This window comes from Streptomyces sp. NPDC055749 (assembly GCF_053617235.1).
On the sequence record NZ_JBSHFH010000064.1, the window covers coordinates 1 to 16,049 of the forward strand.

The 16,049-nt window shown below is 68.4% G+C and carries 17 protein-coding genes and 2 pseudogenes; 14 read left to right on the forward strand and 5 right to left on the reverse strand.

Translation table 11 applies throughout. The features are described 5' to 3' along the window. Positions 1–111: 111 nt before the first annotated feature. A complete protein-coding gene (locus ACWGO0_RS32545) occupies positions 112–414 on the forward strand; it encodes a DUF5954 family protein (RefSeq protein WP_453543291.1) in 303 nt (100 codons plus the stop codon). A 769-nt stretch (positions 415–1,183) separates the two neighbouring features. Here ACWGO0_RS32545 and ACWGO0_RS32550 read toward each other — a convergent pair. After that, complete coding sequence (locus ACWGO0_RS32550) at positions 1,184–2,764, reverse strand: MFS transporter (protein WP_453543294.1); 1,581 nt, start codon at positions 2,762–2,764, stop codon at positions 1,184–1,186. Positions 2,765–2,866: 102 nt separating this feature from the next. Here ACWGO0_RS32550 and ACWGO0_RS32555 point away from each other — a divergent pair, with 102 nt between their 5' ends. From ACWGO0_RS32555 to ACWGO0_RS32575, 5 genes and pseudogenes are all read left to right on the forward strand, one after another. After that, on the forward strand, positions 2,867–3,478 hold the full coding sequence (locus ACWGO0_RS32555; RefSeq protein ID WP_453543297.1) for a TetR/AcrR family transcriptional regulator: 612 nt from the start codon (positions 2,867–2,869) through the stop codon (positions 3,476–3,478). A 183-nt stretch (positions 3,479–3,661) separates the two neighbouring features. After that, complete coding sequence (locus tag ACWGO0_RS32560; protein WP_453543362.1) at positions 3,662–4,579, forward strand: NADP-dependent oxidoreductase; 918 nt, start codon at positions 3,662–3,664, stop codon at positions 4,577–4,579. A 72-nt stretch (positions 4,580–4,651) separates the two neighbouring features. Then, positions 4,652–4,855, forward strand: a pseudogene (locus tag ACWGO0_RS32565) (FAD-dependent oxidoreductase); the annotation flags it as partial. Between the two features lie 374 nt (positions 4,856–5,229). Further along, positions 5,230–5,529 carry a transposase gene (locus ACWGO0_RS32570; RefSeq protein ID WP_453543365.1) on the forward strand — a complete coding sequence of 100 codons (300 nt, stop codon included), beginning with the start codon at positions 5,230–5,232 and terminating at the stop codon, positions 5,527–5,529. A 38-nt stretch (positions 5,530–5,567) separates the two neighbouring features. After that, entirely contained in the window at positions 5,568–5,978 is a 411-nt protein-coding gene (locus ACWGO0_RS32575; protein ID WP_453543300.1) for a hypothetical protein, read from the forward strand. 67 nt (positions 5,979–6,045) lie between these two features. Here the strand turns inward: ACWGO0_RS32575 and ACWGO0_RS32580 are convergent, their stop codons facing one another. Beyond that, positions 6,046–6,252 carry a DUF7660 family protein gene (locus ACWGO0_RS32580; RefSeq protein ID WP_453543303.1) on the reverse strand — a complete coding sequence of 69 codons (207 nt, stop codon included), beginning with the start codon at positions 6,250–6,252 and terminating at the stop codon, positions 6,046–6,048. Between the two features lie 73 nt (positions 6,253–6,325). Here ACWGO0_RS32580 and ACWGO0_RS32585 point away from each other — a divergent pair, with 73 nt between their 5' ends. Both ACWGO0_RS32585 and ACWGO0_RS32590 read left to right on the forward strand, forming a co-directional pair. Continuing rightward, entirely contained in the window at positions 6,326–6,508 is a 183-nt protein-coding gene (locus ACWGO0_RS32585) for a hypothetical protein (RefSeq protein ID WP_453543306.1), read from the forward strand. 50 nt (positions 6,509–6,558) lie between these two features. After that, positions 6,559–6,708 carry a hypothetical protein gene (locus tag ACWGO0_RS32590; protein WP_453543309.1) on the forward strand — a complete coding sequence of 50 codons (150 nt, stop codon included), beginning with the start codon at positions 6,559–6,561 and terminating at the stop codon, positions 6,706–6,708. A gap of 119 nt (positions 6,709–6,827) precedes the next feature. Here the strand turns inward: ACWGO0_RS32590 and ACWGO0_RS32595 are convergent, their stop codons facing one another. Further along, positions 6,828–7,217, reverse strand: a complete 390-nt coding sequence (locus ACWGO0_RS32595) for a restriction endonuclease (protein ID WP_453543312.1) — start codon at positions 7,215–7,217, stop codon at positions 6,828–6,830. A 153-nt stretch (positions 7,218–7,370) separates the two neighbouring features. Between ACWGO0_RS32595 and ACWGO0_RS32600 the strand changes: the two are divergent. After that, positions 7,371–7,638: pseudogene (locus tag ACWGO0_RS32600) on the forward strand (helix-turn-helix domain-containing protein); the annotation flags it as partial. 130 nt (positions 7,639–7,768) lie between these two features. Here ACWGO0_RS32600 and ACWGO0_RS32605 read toward each other — a convergent pair. Continuing rightward, complete coding sequence (locus tag ACWGO0_RS32605) at positions 7,769–8,665, reverse strand: hypothetical protein (RefSeq protein ID WP_453543315.1); 897 nt, start codon at positions 8,663–8,665, stop codon at positions 7,769–7,771. Positions 8,666–8,748: 83 nt separating this feature from the next. Here ACWGO0_RS32605 and ACWGO0_RS32610 point away from each other — a divergent pair, with 83 nt between their 5' ends. The 5 genes from ACWGO0_RS32610 to ACWGO0_RS32630 all read left to right on the forward strand — a co-directional run bounded on the left by ACWGO0_RS32610 (position 8,749) and on the right by ACWGO0_RS32630 (position 15,539). Continuing rightward, entirely contained in the window at positions 8,749–9,951 is a 1,203-nt protein-coding gene (locus ACWGO0_RS32610) for a CapA family protein (protein ID WP_453543318.1), read from the forward strand. A 208-nt stretch (positions 9,952–10,159) separates the two neighbouring features. Beyond that, positions 10,160–12,415: a HAMP domain-containing protein gene (locus ACWGO0_RS32615; RefSeq protein WP_453543368.1), complete on the forward strand. Its 2,256-nt coding sequence runs from the start codon at positions 10,160–10,162 to the stop codon at positions 12,413–12,415. A gap of 6 nt (positions 12,416–12,421) precedes the next feature. Continuing rightward, positions 12,422–13,942, forward strand: a complete 1,521-nt coding sequence (gene pgsB, locus ACWGO0_RS32620; protein ID WP_453543321.1) for a poly-gamma-glutamate synthase PgsB — start codon at positions 12,422–12,424, stop codon at positions 13,940–13,942. Beyond that, entirely contained in the window at positions 13,939–14,421 is a 483-nt protein-coding gene (locus ACWGO0_RS32625) for a poly-gamma-glutamate biosynthesis protein PgsC/CapC (protein ID WP_453543323.1), read from the forward strand. Before pgsB ends, ACWGO0_RS32625 begins: the two co-directional genes overlap by 4 nt. A gap of 32 nt (positions 14,422–14,453) precedes the next feature. Next, the gene (locus tag ACWGO0_RS32630; RefSeq protein ID WP_453543326.1) at positions 14,454–15,539 is read left to right on the forward strand and encodes a C40 family peptidase; all 1,086 of its coding nucleotides are present in this window, start codon (positions 14,454–14,456) and stop codon (positions 15,537–15,539) included. Here ACWGO0_RS32630 and ACWGO0_RS32635 read toward each other — a convergent pair. Further along, entirely contained in the window at positions 15,445–15,960 is a 516-nt protein-coding gene (locus tag ACWGO0_RS32635) for a transposase family protein (RefSeq protein WP_453543329.1), read from the reverse strand. The genes ACWGO0_RS32630 and ACWGO0_RS32635 overlap by 95 nt on opposite strands. Positions 15,961–16,049: the final 89 nt, after the last annotated feature.

Consider the following 16,049-nt stretch of genomic DNA (forward strand, 5'->3'; position numbering starts at 1 on the left):
CAGTCCTTTTACACGGCAGATAGTCGGACCCGATTCCTTGACCTGCGTGAACTGGATTGAGTGTCCAAGCAGAGGTGTGTCTACTCGGCGGTGGATCGTCGAGGACGGGCTGTGGGCGCTGATCGAGCCGCTGCTGCCGCCGTTGACTGCGACGCACACACTGCCGTCGCCGAGGACGCCAGCTCCGCGACCGCAGAACTGGCGGTGCTCGCCGAGGCCGCAGACCGCCTCCGGGCGGGACGGCTTAACCAGATCGAGTTCGACGGCAACGTCTCACGGATCATTCGAACCCGCCGCCTGCTGCGCTGGGGGCCTGATGGTCCGGTGGGCCAACGCCCGTCCGACACCACCACTCACGCCCTCGGAGCCCTCCACCCGCGCCTCGGCGAGGACGGCACCGTCCACCGCGGGTAAGCGCATGGGCGGTGCCCTGTCGGTAGGCGAGAGAGCCGTCGCGGCAGGCAACCCTCAACACCTGGGTGCTCACGGAGCCACCGGCCGAGCCGTTCGGCGTCGCGTCCCTCCCACCCAGAGGGTCAGCGGGAGACGGGTGGTGGCATCGACCAGAAGAGGGCCCTAGTTGTCGCGGTAGAGCGCGAAGTCGTCCACCCTCAGCACTCTGGGTGCGGCCAGCGGCGGCACCCAGCATCACATGGGCGAGCAACGATCACCGCGGACGACTAAGACTCCGGGCGGTGGCCCGCGAGCGGAGCTTGTTCTAGTGATCGTTGCTGCAGGAGAGTTTGGGTGGGTGCAGCTCACTCCGCCTCAGTGGCCGATCTGTAGGGCCTTTGGGCTGCGGACAACATGACGCCGCGAGCTAAGTGATCATTTGGCAGACGCGCTCTAGCGCCGCAGGGTCTCGGTGCGTGAATCGGCTGGTCGCTGAAGGGCACCTGAGCCAGGTGCCACGCTCGCGTGACCGGCGCCGCCAGGTGCTGGATGTGACCCCGTGGTCTACGCAGTGCGATGAGTGAAGTGGCCCCGCTGCTCACGTTTCTTGGCGAAGCCGGAGAACAACTTGACGACCGCGATCGTGCAGCAGCCCGACGCTATCGGCTGGCAGGGGTCGTGGCCTATCGGAAATACCTTGCCCGGTGGCGCCGGCTGATTCGGGTGCCGTCCTGCTGGCGTCCTGTCAGGCGGCGTGTATCGGTCTGCCGCCGGACTCGAGGCGCAAGGTTCACACTCCCTCTCCGCTCGTGCACCGGTCATCCGGCAAGCCGGATGGCTTCGTGCCTTCGCGGTCGCTCGCGACGGTCTTCCTGGGCCGCCCTGGGAGGAGCGCCGCGCCTAGTACGCCGAGCAGACAGACGATGGCCGCGACGCCGCAGGCGATGTGGAATCCCCACATGAAGCTGTTCTGGACGGCGTCTAGCAGCTGCTGTTGCCCGGAAGGGGGTGCGTTGCGTGTCAGGGACAGGGCTGCGGCGACGGACTCCTGTCCGGCCTGGAGTGCTGGGTCGGGGAGGGCGCTGAATGCCGTTTTCGGCAGCTGGCCGGCGTATAGCGAGGTGAAGATGCTGCCGAGGACGGCGACGCCGAGCGTTCCGCCGGTTTCGCGGGTGGCGTCGTTGACAGCTGATCCGATGCCTGCCTTCGCGGGGGGCAGGACGCTGAGGATCGACTCGGTGGCCGGCGCCGTGGTGAGTCCGAGCCCGAGGCCCATGAGGATCATCTGCCCGACGATGACGCCATAGGGCATGAAGGTCGGTGAGAGGGCGATCCAGCCGAAGGAGGACGCGAGGAGCGTCAGCCCTGTCATGACCGTCGAGCGTGTACCGATGCGCACCGTAAGAGCGGCACCGCCGACCGAACCGACCGCGATGCTCAGGGCGACCGGCAGGATCCGCACGCCGGTCGACAGTGCTCCGTAGCCGCGTATCAGCTGGAAGTACTGCGTCACCAGGAAAATGAACCCGAACAATGCGAAGAAGGCCAGTGTGACTGACCCGCTGGCCGCGGAGAACGCGGGATTGCGGAAAAGGGCCACGTCGATCATCGGCGCGTCCCGGTGCCTCTCCACCGCGATGAACACCACGATGAGCAACCCGGCAGCGAGGAACCCGGCTATCCGGGCCGGGCTGCCCCAGCCGCTCTCGGGCCCTTCGATGATCGTGTAGACGAGCAGGCCGATGGCGGCTGTGGACAGCAAGAGCCCTGGGATGTCGATGCGAGCCTGGCCGGGGTTGCTGGACTCGGGCACGCAGAACCACGCGGCCGTGAAGGCGAGGGCGGCTACCGGCACGAGTGCGAAGAAGACCGAGGGCCAGGAGAAATGCGCGAGAAGCAGGCCGCCGACGACAGGCCCCACGGCCACCCCCAGACCTGTCACGGCCCCCCAGATCCCGATCGCCTTCGCTCGCTGGCGGCGATCGGGGAACGTGTTGGTGATGATGGACAACGTCGTCGGGAAGATCACCGCAGCACTCGCTCCCATGAGGAAGCGGATCAGGATCAGCGCACTCGCGGAGTCGACCAGACCGCCGGCGAAGCTGGTCAGGGCGAAGCAGGCCAGTCCTGCCAGGAGGGCAGGTCGTCGACCGAAGCGATCTCCGACCGAGCCGGCCGTGAGGACCAGGGAGGCGAAGGAGAGGTTGTAGGCGTCGACGATCCATTGAAGATCACGTGTGGAGGCGTCCAGCTCTCGGCTGAGCTCGGGGAGCGCGACGTTGACGATCGTTGTGTCCAGAGTGATCGCCAGGGCGGCCAGGCAGACCGTCCCGAGAATGATTTTCTGCCGTGAAACGGAGCGAGAAGACATTGCGGCCTCCAGCCCACTCGTAATGTTGACGGCGGCTACATGGACATAAAGTGATAATTTCACCGTATGGTGACATCGTCAACATGAGGCGGGGAGGAAGCGATGAAGAAGCAGAGATACCACCACGGAAATCTTCCTAAGGCCCTCGTGGAAGCCGGCCTGTCTCTCGCCCGCGCTGGAGGACCAAAAGCTGTCGTACTTCGCGCTGCGAGCCGGGAAGCCGGCGTCTCCCATAATGCTGCGTATCGGCACTTCGAGGACCGTGAAGCTCTTTTGGCGGCGGTCTCGCAGGGTTGCATGGGAAAGCTCGGCATGTTGATGGACCTAAGACTGTCCTCAGTGGCGGAGGACGCCGAACCCTCCCGGTCCTGGGCGCGTCTCGACGCCCTGGGAAGGGCGTACGTTGAGTTCGCCCGCACCGAGCAGGGCTGGTTCCAGACCGCCTTCTCCGCCACCGGTTCGCACGCCCCGCCCTTGCCGACAGCCTCTCAGACGGGCCCGCACCCCTTTCTCCTGCTCACGCGCTGCCTCGACGATCTGACCGAAGCGGGGGCGGTACCGGCCGACCGGCGACATGGCTCCGAGTACGCAGCCTGGTCAGCGGTCCATGGACTGAGCCACCTGCTCATCGATGGCCCCCTCCAAGAACTTCCTGAACACGAAGTCCAACTGGCCCTGGAAGTAACGCTCTCAGTGATCAGCCGCGGTCTCTGACAAGGGGCCGGTCGCCACCAACGCGGTGTTGTGTCCTCGCCTTGTCCGGCAGGCCGGGCACCCGAGGCCCTTCCGCCTTCCACCGCTGGGCGAGTCACCCCATGTGTACGGAGCGCGCCGTGCTCAGATGGAACGGCACAGCAAACGACGCAGGGAGAGGTTACCCGGATGTCCGAGGGCACCATGAGGGCGATGACGTACGAGACCTACGGGGGGACGGAAGTGCTCCTCGAGACCCGGCTGCCGCTGCCGAAAGTGGCCCCCGGCGAGGTTCTCGTCAAGGTCCGATGTGCCGGGGTCAACCCCGTCGACTGGAAGATCATGGCAGGCGGGCTGGACAGCCTGATGGATGTTGTCCACCCGGTGGTCCCCGGTTGGGACGTGAGTGGCACCGTCGAGCGGGTCGGCATTGACGTGCCCGAGTTCGCTGTCGGCGACGAGGTGATGGCCTACGCCCGCAAGGACTATGTGCACGGTGGCACCTTTGCGGAGTACGTCAGCGTGCCCGTACGCGCTCTGGCCGCCAAGCCGGCCTCGTTGAGCTGGGCGCGGGCGGCCGGACTGCCGCTGGCCGGTCTGACCGCATACCAGCTTCTCACCCGTCTGGGAACGACCGCCGAGGACACCGTTCTCGTGCACGGCGCCGCCGGCGGCGTCGGGTCCTTCGGCGTTCAGCTCGCCCGGGCTCTGGGAGCGAAGGTCATCGGCACCGCCTCCCTGCGCAACCACGACCGGTTGCGCCGGTTCGGCTGCGAGCCCGTCACCTACGGGGACGGACTGACCGAACGTGTTCGTGCCCTGGCTCCGGATGGGGTCACGGTCGTTGCCGACTTCGTGGGCGGAGTTCTGGAGACCACCCTGGCCGTTTTGGCCGAGGGCGGGCGGCATGCTTCCATTGCCGACCACGCCGTGCTCGGAGCGGGTGGCCAGTGGATCTGGGTCCGGCCGGACAGCGAGGACCTTGCGGCTCTGGGCCGGCTCGCGGACGAGGGCCGGCTCACGGTCGATGTCGCAGCGAAGTTCCCGCTCTCCGAACTCGCAGCGGCCTTCAGCCTCAGTCAGGAAGGCCACACCGCGGGAAAGATCGTCATTGAGGTCTGACCTCTGACCGAGAACCTGAGCGGGCGGCGCCCGGTCAGGGATTCCGCTCGGTCCAGGGTCCCCGCACGGTGCTACGTCGGCTCGGGCGTTGCCACGACCAACCTCGCGGCCTGCACCCTGTGCGATCTGATCCAGCAGGACTCCGGCCAGGCGGGCCCCACCGACCTGACGGCCCTGCCCTGGGTGAACCACAAGGTCCGCCGCCGGGAGCCGGAACCCTTCCGCTGGCTGGGCGTCCACGGCATGTACGCCGCCTTGCGCGCGGCGGACGGCCGGCTAGACCACTCCACCGTGCGTCGCTTCGCCCGCGCCCGCAGTCTTGAGGAACTCCTGGTCAAGGCCACCAACCGGGTGACCATCCTGGACGAGTACAAGCCTTACCTGCACCAGCGATGGACCGAAGGATGCCACGACATCCCCCAGCTCCACCGCGAACTGCGCGAGCAAGGGTTCACCGGAAACGTCCAGTGCGTCCGCCGCTACTTCCGCCCGTTCAAGAAGCCCCGCAGCCCCCGGCCCAAGCACCCACCGGCGCCCCCTCCCGATCCCCGGCCGGCGCCGAAGCCCCGCCGCGTCGTCCGCTGGATCATGACGAACCCCGGGCACCTCGCCGAGACTGACGCGACCGAACTCAATGAGATCCGGGCCGCCTGCCCCGAACTCGACGCCGCCGCACGCCACGTCCGCGACTTCGCCACCATGATGCCGACCTCCGCAGCGACCTGCTGCCCACCTGGATGGACAGCGTCCTCGCGGACGACCTGCCCGCCCTGCACACCCTGGTCAACGGCCTGCGCCGCGACTACGCTGCCGTCGCCGCGGCCCTTTCCCCCTCATGGAGCTCAGGCCAGGTCGAGGGCCACGTCACGCGCGCCAAGCTCCTCAAACGCATGGGCTTCGGCCGAGCGAACCTCGACCTCCTCGGCAGACGCGTACTCCACAGTCCATGATCTTGCCGAGTTCACCCTCAGTCGCGCGGCGTGGAGGCGTGGATGATGGAGCGATGTGGGTACGCACGGAGAAGATGCTGCAGATCCCGCAGCAGCCGATGACAGTTCGGGTTCACACGCCTGTGGGCTTCGCCACGGTGCTCTGGCACGGTGATCCGCAAGAGTCAGATGGCCAGCACCTCGTTGGATGGACGGTCGACGAGGACATCTCCTGGGGGCGTAACACGCGGTCAGCCGCAGTTGCCGGGCCAGCCCTCCGGCAGGAGGGGGATCGGGTAGTAATGCGCGGTCTCCTCCATCTCACCGAAGATGGTGCCGCAATCCTTCAGATGGGTGGCTGGCCGATTCTGTTCGATCTCGGATCACCGGTTCCCGGCAGCATTGACGGCGCTTGGGTGGAGATCAGCGTGGAAGCAGACAGCGTTGCTCTCTACCCATATCGGACCTGACCAGGCCGGGGGCCCTGAGTGACCACTCATAGGTCGTGGCTGCGTCAAGTGCTCGGGCGAAGAAGGCTCAGTCACCGCTTGTTGGCAGTTCCTCGTTGAAGTTCCGGTACGCGCCCGGGGCGTCGTTCACCCAGGCAGCGAGGGCTTCCAGGAAGCGGTCGAGTGTGTGGTTTTCCCACTCATGGCCGCGCTGCTGGAACTGCTGGTGGAGCTCACGAAGGAACACCACGAGCTCGTCGCGACTATGGATCTCCTCATGTGGTCGAGAGGGCATAGCGGCAACTTACCTTCCATGAGGACAGTAGAAGACTCGCGCCGTCACAAGATCTCCGAGAGAGCCGAATTCCGTGACCGCCGACACCTGGCTCTTCACCGTCAGCGAGAACAAGGTCGACAAGAAGGACTGCACGATCACGCTGATGGAAGGCTCCGGCATGCAGCCAGCCATCACGTGGAGCGTCATCGAGGCGTTCCCGGTTCGGGCAGTTCGTCGCGCGGGCCAAGGACCAGGAACAGGTCACGGTTGCTGAGCTGGCGGCGTCGGTGCAGGAGGCGGGACGGCAGGCTGCGAAGGAGTCGAGTGGCTGCCAAGGCGGAGTCGGACAAGGCTGTGGAGGCCGCGAGGCCGGCCAAGGAAGCTGCGTTGAGGGCGGCGTCCGAGGCGGAGGCCGCCAAGGACGACACGGAGGCGGCGGCCCGTTCAGCCAAGGCGGCGTCTCAGGGGCCGTGATCGGGGCCGAAGCGGCCGCTGATGCCGCGGACACGGCCATCGGTCCTGCTATCACCGGGCCCGCCTCAACGACGATGCGCACGCCTGATCCACACCGTCGGAGCCGGGCTTGGATCGGATCAGGTGGCCATGGTGGGCCGTACTGCGCCGAGGCGGTCGAGCGCCCGATACAGCGCCCGCACCAGGCGCGCCCGGTTCTGCGCGTGCGGCACGCTGTTGTGGGAAGGCACAGACAGCCGGCGCGCCGCCTCCCGGAGTACCACCTCGGTCAGCGGCCGCAGCTCGCTGTCCCTGGGCAGGCGCTCGAAAGCGTTGCGGAGATCGGAGGCGACGCACCGTGCGTGTCCGGTGAGTTGCAGGCTGATCTGCTCGACGTCGGCACTACGCAGTCCCGCCTCAGCGGCTTCCCAGGCGAGGACCGCAGCGGTGAGCGCCAGGTGCATCTCGCGGTCGAGCGGCATGGATTCCGCCACGATGCTCTCCGGGTCGTGCAACACGGTGTGGGTCATTTCCACTATTCCTCCGGTCCAGGTCCGCCGGATGCAGTGCAGGGCATGCTTCTCGACAACTCCCTCTCGTGCAGGTGGGGTCAGGCTGGATTCCAGGTGTTCCCGGGCAGAGACCAGACAGGTTTACCAAGGCCGGAGCGACGGCAGGATGGCCGTGCTCGCGGCGCAGGGGCCCAACAACCGACTGACCACCGCCGACGGAGTCCTGACCGCCGTGCTCTACCTGCGTAAAATCGGCACCCGAGACCTGCTCGCGCACTCTTCGGAGCCAACGGCAGCACAATCACCAGAGCCGTTCATTTACTCCAGCCCCTCCTGGCCAAGCGCGCCTGCCCCGTTCCACCCTCGACAGCCCGGTTCCGCTGACACCGCCGCGTTCCTCGCGAACAGCAGCCCGACGGAGATCAAACCCGCATGGTGATTCTCTGCGAGCCGTGACGAGCTCGTGCACGGTAAGCATTCGATGATCATGGGGCGAGGGCGCACCGGCGCTCCTGCAAGGACCTACGGTGCTTGGAGCGTCAAGTGAGCGTCCGACAGCTCACTCCCGTCTATTTGGATTTCCATGCCGTGACCAGGCCGGCGAGGGCGTCGGCGGCCTCCTCTGTGTCGCGGCCGTCGTCCGCGCGGGCGTGCCGGGCCAGCTCGACGTGGACGAAGCCGGCATGTTCGCGCTGCGCCGAGCGTCCCTGGACGTTGGTCGCGCCCTCCAACGGGCAGCGTGCCGCCCATGCCCGGCAGACCCGCAGCCCGTCGTCGTTCATGCGGTCGGCCATTGCGGCCACCTCGGCGGGCGCGGTCTCGACGGCGCCGGTGGAGACGACGGCGTCGTAGGGGCGGTCGGAGGAGTCGGTGAAGCCGTGCAGCTGCACGCCGGGCACCCCGCGCTTCTGCAGCTCCACGACGACCGCATGGAAGGCACTGTTCTCGCGGTGGGCGACATCGGCCGCGCCGTCCTCGCCCGCCCGGCGGTGGGTGCCGGCAAGGACGAGGGCGCCGCCGGGATTCTCCTCCAGGAGCCGGATGCCGAGGGCCTCGGTGTCGCGGTCGGAGACGGGGTGCGGGACCTGCACGTTCCAGCGGACGGTGGAGTCGGCGTTCAGGTACAGGCGGCCCCAACGGGTGGTCTCGCCGGTGCCGGTGGCGGCGATCTCGTCGTAGCGGCGGCCGGAGTCGGTGTCGGTGAGGCGGGTGAGGGCGAGACCGAGCGGGGAGAGCTGCCGTTCCGCCTCCTGCGCGTCTCCCGACAGCAGGCTCCCGACGGCCTTCGCCAGCCGTGCGCGCTGTGCCTTGCCCGGGGGACTGTAGGGGGAGTCGGCGCGGAACTTCGCTGTGTATCCGAGGATGCGGCTGCGCAGGTCGACCAGCTCCCGGGCGCGGGGGACGGAGTCCTCCGGGGTCGGGGACGTATCGGCCTGGCAGCCGACCAGAGCCAGCAGCAAACCCACTGGGACGAAAACGCGCAGAAAGTGTGACCTTCCCGTGATGGCGAATTCATGATCGCGTGTAGGGCTCATGTGAGTATGACTCGGTGACATTCCGTAAATCTTTCGGTATAGGTCGTTCGCTGGCGGTACTGGCGATAACCGCCGGCCTCACCGTGTCGTGCGGCTCCGAGGCCGCGCAGCCGCAGGCCAAGCCCGGCGGCCGCAGTTTCACCGTCGCCGCGGCCGGTGACGTCCTCATCCACCCCGAGCTGGTCGAGCAGGCCGCCAAGGATGCCAAGAAGAGCGGGCGCGGAGAGGCCGGCCTGGACTTCGGGCCGCTGCTCGCCGGGCTGAAGCCCGTGATCAGCAAGGCCGACCTGGCGATCTGTCACATGGAGACGCCGGTCGGGAAGCCCGGGGGGCCGTTCCAGGGATACCCGGAGTTCCTGGTTCCGCCGCAGATCCTGACGACCCTGAAGGACGTGGGGTACGACACCTGCTCGACGGCCTCCAACCACACATTCGACCACGGACTGAAAGCGGTGCGGCGCACGCTGGACGCCATGGACGAGGTGGGCCTCGGGCACACCGGGTCGGCGCGGACGCCGGAGGAAGCAGAGCAGATCAACATCCGTGACGTCAATGGCGTCAAGGTCGCCCACCTCTCCTACTCCTGGGAGTCCTTCCTCAACCCCACGCCCGAGAAGGAGCGCTGGGCCTTCAACCGCTCCAGCACGGACGACGTCAAGAAGGCCGAGAAACGGGCCCGCGACAAGGGCGCCGAGGTGGTGCTCCTCTCCCTGCACTGGGGCCTGGAACATTACAACGAGCCGAGCGTTCCGCAGTTGGACATGGCCCAGCGGATCACCGAGGAGACCGGGGTCGACCTGGTGATCGGGCACCACGCCCACGTGGTGCAGCCGATCCAGAAAGTCAACGGCACCTGGGTCGCCTACGGCCTCGGCAACCAGGTGGCCCGGCACTCCTCGCCGACCGGCCTCACCGAGGAAGGGGCCATCGGCTGGTTCGAGTTCCACGAGACCGCCGACGGCTGGGACGTCTCCGCCCGCTACCGCACCACGCAGGTGGACATCCCGCCCGAGATCGAGGCCGGGGAGAAGGCGGCCAAGGGCGCGGTCGAGGACCTCCGGGTGGTGGACGTCCAGCAGGCGCTGGAGAACCCCGAAGGGCTGTCCGACGACCGGATCGCCCGCTACCGGCTGGCCGAGGACCGCACCCGCGGCTTCCTCTACAACCGGGGAGCGCCGGGCGGCGACGGCTTGAAGCGGCTGTCTCTGGAGAAGTGACCAGGCCCACAAACTCCTTCGTGCCGACGGATACAACCTTGTCGGCGCTTATCAGTCCTTTCTGTGACGGCGTCTCGCAGCCGAATGACAGCGGTGCTTCCTCCGGGCGCTGAGCACCCACAGCGACCAAGGAAGAAGACCGGTGACATCGACTCCTGCCGCGCCCATCGTGCCGAAAGGCCGGCGGCGAAGCCGCAGACGCGCGGACATGCCGCTACTGGGCGGCATCCGGCCGCCGATCGCGCTGCTGTGCGTGCTGATCCTCGCCCTCGCCGGCCTCACGGCCAAGGTGCTGGGGCCGGGCACTGAACAGGTCGTACCGAAGGCCGTGCTCTCCTCACAGCAGTACTTCGCTCAGGACGGCGCCATCGCCCTGCGCGCCTCGATCGACGAGCGGGTCACGGACCTCGAACGCACCACCACCGCGTTGAACGCGGGCGGTCCGGTGGACCCCGAGCGCGTTCTGTCAGACCTGAGCAAGGCGTACCAGAAGTGGACCGGCACCACGGTCCTGGACCTGGAGAGCGGCAAGGTACTCGCCGCCCGCGGCGAGCGCATCCCGCTCGCCTGGCTGGACAAGGGCGTCCTCACCGGTGACAAGGCCCTCACCCCGCGCATGGTGCGGCTGGAGACCGGCGACGTACGCCTGATGACAATGGCCGTGCTGGACGGGAAGGAGGGGGATCAGCAACTGCTGATCGCCTCCAACAGCCTCTCCGTGCCCTCCATCAACCTGGGCCCGTTCCGCAGCATGGCCGTCGTCGCACGGGGTGGCGAGATCCTCGCCACCGCCGGTTTCGAACAGTCCGAGGCACTCAATTCGGACGCGGAGCGCGAGGAACTCACCTTCCTGCAGAAGCAGATGACCCGTCTGTCCGACCGCGCCGCCAAGGAGACCGAGCAGAACCCCGTCAGCGCCCGCGAGCCCGGTTCTCGCGGCTACCCCGGCGTCAGCGGAACCCTGCTGGGCGAGGACTACAACGGCCGCATCGCCACCGCGGGATACGCCTCTCTCGCCGCCTCCGACCCGGAGGACGGGGAGAGTGTCGCCGCCGGCCTCGGCCTCACGGTCGTCGCCATGCTCCCCGTGGTCCAGCAGCAGACCGTCACCGAGGACGGTCGGCAGCTCTTCGGCCTGCTCGCGGCGGGCGCCTTGGTCCTGCTCGGACTGCTCGCGGTCGCCGTGCTGTGGATGACCGTGCAGCGTCCGCTGCTCGGACTGTTCCTTGAGTCCCGCCGGCTCGCCCGCGGCGACCTGATCCGTCCTGTCACGGTGCCCCGCTGGGGCGAGGCCGCCCGTATCGGCGCCGCACTGGAGCGCACCCGCGGCCAGCTCGGCGGGGTGAGTGCCCCTGACGGTGCCAGCGATGCCCGCCCGGCCGGCAGGTTCCGGGGCGGTGCGCGCGGGCCGCTGGTGCTGACGGCGGTGCTCCTGCTGCTGTGGTGCGTCCCTGTCGGTTTCCTGCTCAACCGCACGGACGGGACCGTCAGCATCCCCGCTGTCATGGTCAACGACCAGCGCGACCGCACCGACCTGGTCGCCGACCGGGCCCGCCGGGCGTTGAACGAGGCCCAGGCCGACCTCGTCTCCACCTCGCGCCTGATCGACACCGACAACCCCACCGCCACCGAGGCCCTGCTCAAGGACGCGCTGCGCGAGCACACCCGCTACCAGGCGCTGTACGTCGTCGGTGAGGCCGGCGACATCGTCGCCCGGGCCGGCGACGACCCCCACCCGTGGAGTGCGGAGGAGGACCGGTCGCTGGTCCGTGTCTCCGGGAAGGGCGAGAAGAAGCCCGTCGTCCAGACCGGGGCGCCCGTGCCGGAGCACGACGGCATGACCCTCGTCGGCGAGGTGCGGGTGGAGTTCCTGAACTCCCTGCTGAAGCGGCCCGGCCTCGGCGAGGTCCGGATCGTGAACGCTGACGCGCGCACTCTCGCCGCCAGCGACGGTTTCCTCGCTTTTGAAGGGCTACCGAACGATGGGCTGCCCGACCTGGTGCGCGCCGCCAATGTGCAGGTGGGTGCCGGGCCCGTGGAGAACGGCCTGCTCATCCGGGACGGTGGCGCCGTCACCGTGGCCGCCGCGGCGCCGTTCACCGGCGGCGGCATCGCCTCCGACCTCGGCTGGACCGTCGTGAGCTGGCAGAACGCCGGCCAGTTCGAGATCACCGCCTACGAGCGCGAGGACCGCAGCGTCCTCGCCAGTCTGCTCGGCCTCGCCCTGATCGTGGTCTGTTTGGGCTGGATCCACCTCGTTGTCGTACGGCCCCTGCGGGCCCTCGCGGCCGGCGCCGAGAAGCTCGCCGACGGCGACCTCAAGACCGTGCACTACCCCCGCTACCAGGACGAGGTCGGCGCCGTCGTGCGGAGCCTCGAACTGATCCGTCAGCAGTTGCAGGCCCGCCGGCACACCCAGGCGCGCCGGCCCGCCGAGCCCCGGCCCGGCGCCGGAGGAAGGTGACCAAGCGTGCTCTACCTCTACTTCGTCCTGTTGATCGGCAGCCTGTTCCTGCTCGTCGCCGGCATCGTGGAGCAGCGTCGGCACTACGCCGCGCTGCACACCATCCCCTCGCGGGTGCTCGTCAACGGGATCCGTGGCAAGTCCTCCATCACCCGGCTCTGCGCGGGCGCGCTGCGGGGCGGTGACCTGGTCACCGTCGCCAAGACGACCGGGACCGCGGCCCGCTTCATCCACCCCGACGCCACCGAGGAGCCGGTCTACCGCAAGTTCGGCATCGCCAACGTGGTGGAGCAGATCGGCATCGTCCGCCGGGCCGCCACCTACCGGCCCGACGCGCTCGTCATCGAGTGCATGGCCGTGATGCCGGCCCTCCAGGAGGTCAACCAGAGCAAACTGATCCGCTCCACCATCGGCGTGCTGTGCAACGTCCGCGAGGACCACCTCGCCGAGATGGGCCCCACCCTCGACGACGTGGCCCGCTCGCTGTGCCGCTCGATGCCCCAGGACGGTATCTGCGTCACCGCCGAGAAGGAGCGCTTCGACATCCTCCAGGAGGAGGCGGACGCCCGGAACTGCCAGTTGGTGTACGCCGACCCGGAGACCGTCAGCGACGATGAACTGCGCGGCTTCAGCTGGTTCACCTTCAAGGAGAACGTGGCGATCGCCCTGGTCGTCGCCGAACTGCTCGGCGTGGAGCGCGAGGTCGCCCTCCAGGGCATGTACGACGCCCCGCCGGACCCGGGCGTGCTGTCGGTGGAGCGCTATGTGGCACCCGACGGCAACCGGCTCGCCTTCGCCAACGTCTTCGCGGCCAACGACCCCGAGTCGACGCTGATGAACATCAACCAGCTCCTCGACCTCGGTGCCATCCGCCGCCCCCTGAACGTGGTGATCAACTGCCGCCCCGACCGCGTGGAGCGCAACGGGCAGATGGGCGAGATCATCCCCGACCTCCAGCCCGACAACGTCTTCGTCATCGGGCACCCCTCCAAGAGCGCCATCGACTCCATCCCCGCCGAGTGGCGGGACCGGGCGGTCGACCTGGGCGGCGAGAAGCGGTCCGCCGAGGAGTTCATGCCGGCCCTGCTCGGCCGCATGTCCGACGGCTCCTGCCTGGTGGCCATCGGCAACATCCACGGCCAGGGCGAGGAACTGCTGGAGTACCTCGCCGAACTCCCCGCCGACGAGAGCGACGCGGACGAGGAGACACCGAGCCCCGCCGCAGCGGCCACCCCGGCGCCGGCACCTCGCCTGGACCCGTTCGCCGCGTACCCCCCGGCGTACGAGGAGCGCTACCAGGCGTCCCAGACCCAGGAGATCCCGGTGGTCCGCATCCCGGCCCAGCCGTCGGGGCAGTACCGCCAGCAGCACGAGCCCCATAAGCCCCACGGCCAGTACACACAGCAGGAGCGGTACGAGCCCTTCGGGGAGAACACCCACGCGCCGCGCCAGCAGCCGTACGAATCCGCCCAGCCGACTTGGCCGCCCTACGACGAGCCGCACCACGACGCCCGGAGACCCCGTTGACCACCGCCGCACTGACCCCCGAGATGGCCGCCCTGGGTATCGCCATAGGGTTGTTCTTCTCGCTGGTGTGCTACCTCACCACCAACCTCTCGCCCGGCGGCATGATCACTCCGGGCTGGCTCGCCCTGACGCTGATCGAGGACGTCCAGCGAGCGGCCATGGTGGTGGGTGTCACCGCCCTCACTTACGGCGGCACCAAGATCATGCAGCGGCTGGTGATCCTCTACGGCAAACGGCTGTTCGCCTCGGTGGTGCTCCTTGGCGTGCTGCTCCAGAGCACGGTGATGATTCTGCTCTCGCTGGAGTTCCCGCTGCTCTACGGCAACCAGACCCTCGGCTTCATCGTGCCGGGCCTGATCGCCTACCAGTTGGTGCGCCAGCCCAAGGGCCCCACCCTGCTGGCCACCGGCACGGTCTCGCTCATGGCCTACATCGTCGTCGCCGCCGGGCTGCTGCTCGGCATCATGCCCGCTGTCTGACAAGCCGCCCCAGAACAACCGAGGAGTAACCGATGGCAGGGAAGAAGAAGTCGCGGCCCGTTCTCTCGGGTCTGGTGGTGCTGGCGCTCGTCGCGACCTCCAGCTACCTCACTCTGGAACTGCGCAAGCAGGAGGCGCCCGGGGTGACGGAGGTCCGCAACGTCGGCGTCCTGGACGGCGGCGATGGCTCGGGCTCCGCCTCAGCCTCCGACGACAAGGGCGAGGCCACGTGGTCCCGGCTGGAGAACCCCGCGCGCTCGGTGCTGCGCGGCTCCGACGGCCAGATCAAGGCGGTGTTCACCGACGGTGCGCGCCTGGCCACACTCACCGGCCCGGCCCGCACCTTCGCCGAACCGGCCTCGACCTCCTCCAAGGTCTCCACCACGGACTGGGTGCGGCTGATGCCCGAGTCCTGGAAGAAGGGCGCCGAGAAGGAGAAGTGGTTCACCGACTGGCACGCCGAGCACGAGGACAGCAAGGAGGACGACCTCTTCGCTATCGCCTTCCAGTACGTGGCCGGCGCCCCGCAGAAGAAGGACGAGCAGGGCATCGCGTATGCCGGTGACGCTAACTTCGGACCGCTGAACACCGCCGGCGGAGAGGGCGGTGACCTGCGCCTGGAGCAGTCCGACTTCTACGACTACCTCGGCCTGCCCTACCCCTTCCGGAACGGCCAGACCGGTACCCCCGAGCCCCTGCGCGCCAAGTCCCTGGACTGCTCGGGATTCATACGGATGGTGCTCGGCTACCGCACCCGCTACCCGCTGATGTCTTCGGACACCTCCGGCGACGGACTGCCGCGCACCGCCAACGGCATGGCCCGCTCCGGCCAGGGCATCGATGTGCTCCCGCTGACCGGGGTGACGGCCGACGACCGGCCGTCCGCCATCGACCAGCTCCAGCCCGGCGACCTCGTCTTCTTCAAGCTGGACACCCGCACCAAGGACCGGCTCGACCACGTCGGCATAGTGCTCGGCTACGACACCGAGGGCCACCTGATCTTCGTCTCCAGCCGCGAGGAGGTCAACGGCCCGACCATCGGCGACGTCGGCGGGGTCTCCCGGCTGGACGGCAACGGCTACTACGCCAAGACACTGCGCAGCGCCAAGCGGCTGTGACCATGACTGGCCGCCTGGCGCTGCGGACGGGGGCTACCGTTTTGGCCGCGGCCGCGGCCGATGCCTGGGCCTTGCCGCGGCGGGTTCGGCTGGCGGTGCAGCCGGTGACGATCACGGGGTCGAGGATGTCGTTGTCCAGGCCGTGGAAGCCGAGGTCGGCCAGCGCCCCGAGGTCGACCGCGCGCAGGTGGGCCAGGATGTGGTCGTGGCGGGCGGCGGTGTTGTCGTGCGTGTGGCCGGGCCGGGCGGCGGATATCCATATCAGGCGGCCCTTCTCGTCGGTCAGGGCGAGGAAATGCAGGCCATGACTGCGGTGGTTGCCTGAATAGTTCCGCCGGCCGGCCCTGCGGGTGCGATGCTGGGTGCGGATGAGAGTGCCGTCGATCAGAACCACCTCCACGCCCTGCTTGGCGACCTTCATCAGGGCGCGGTCCAGGCGTGCCGGCCGCCGGGTGAGTACCGCGTCGACTCGTCCAGGTCTCCTGCCGCACGAGCAGGCGACGATGGCGG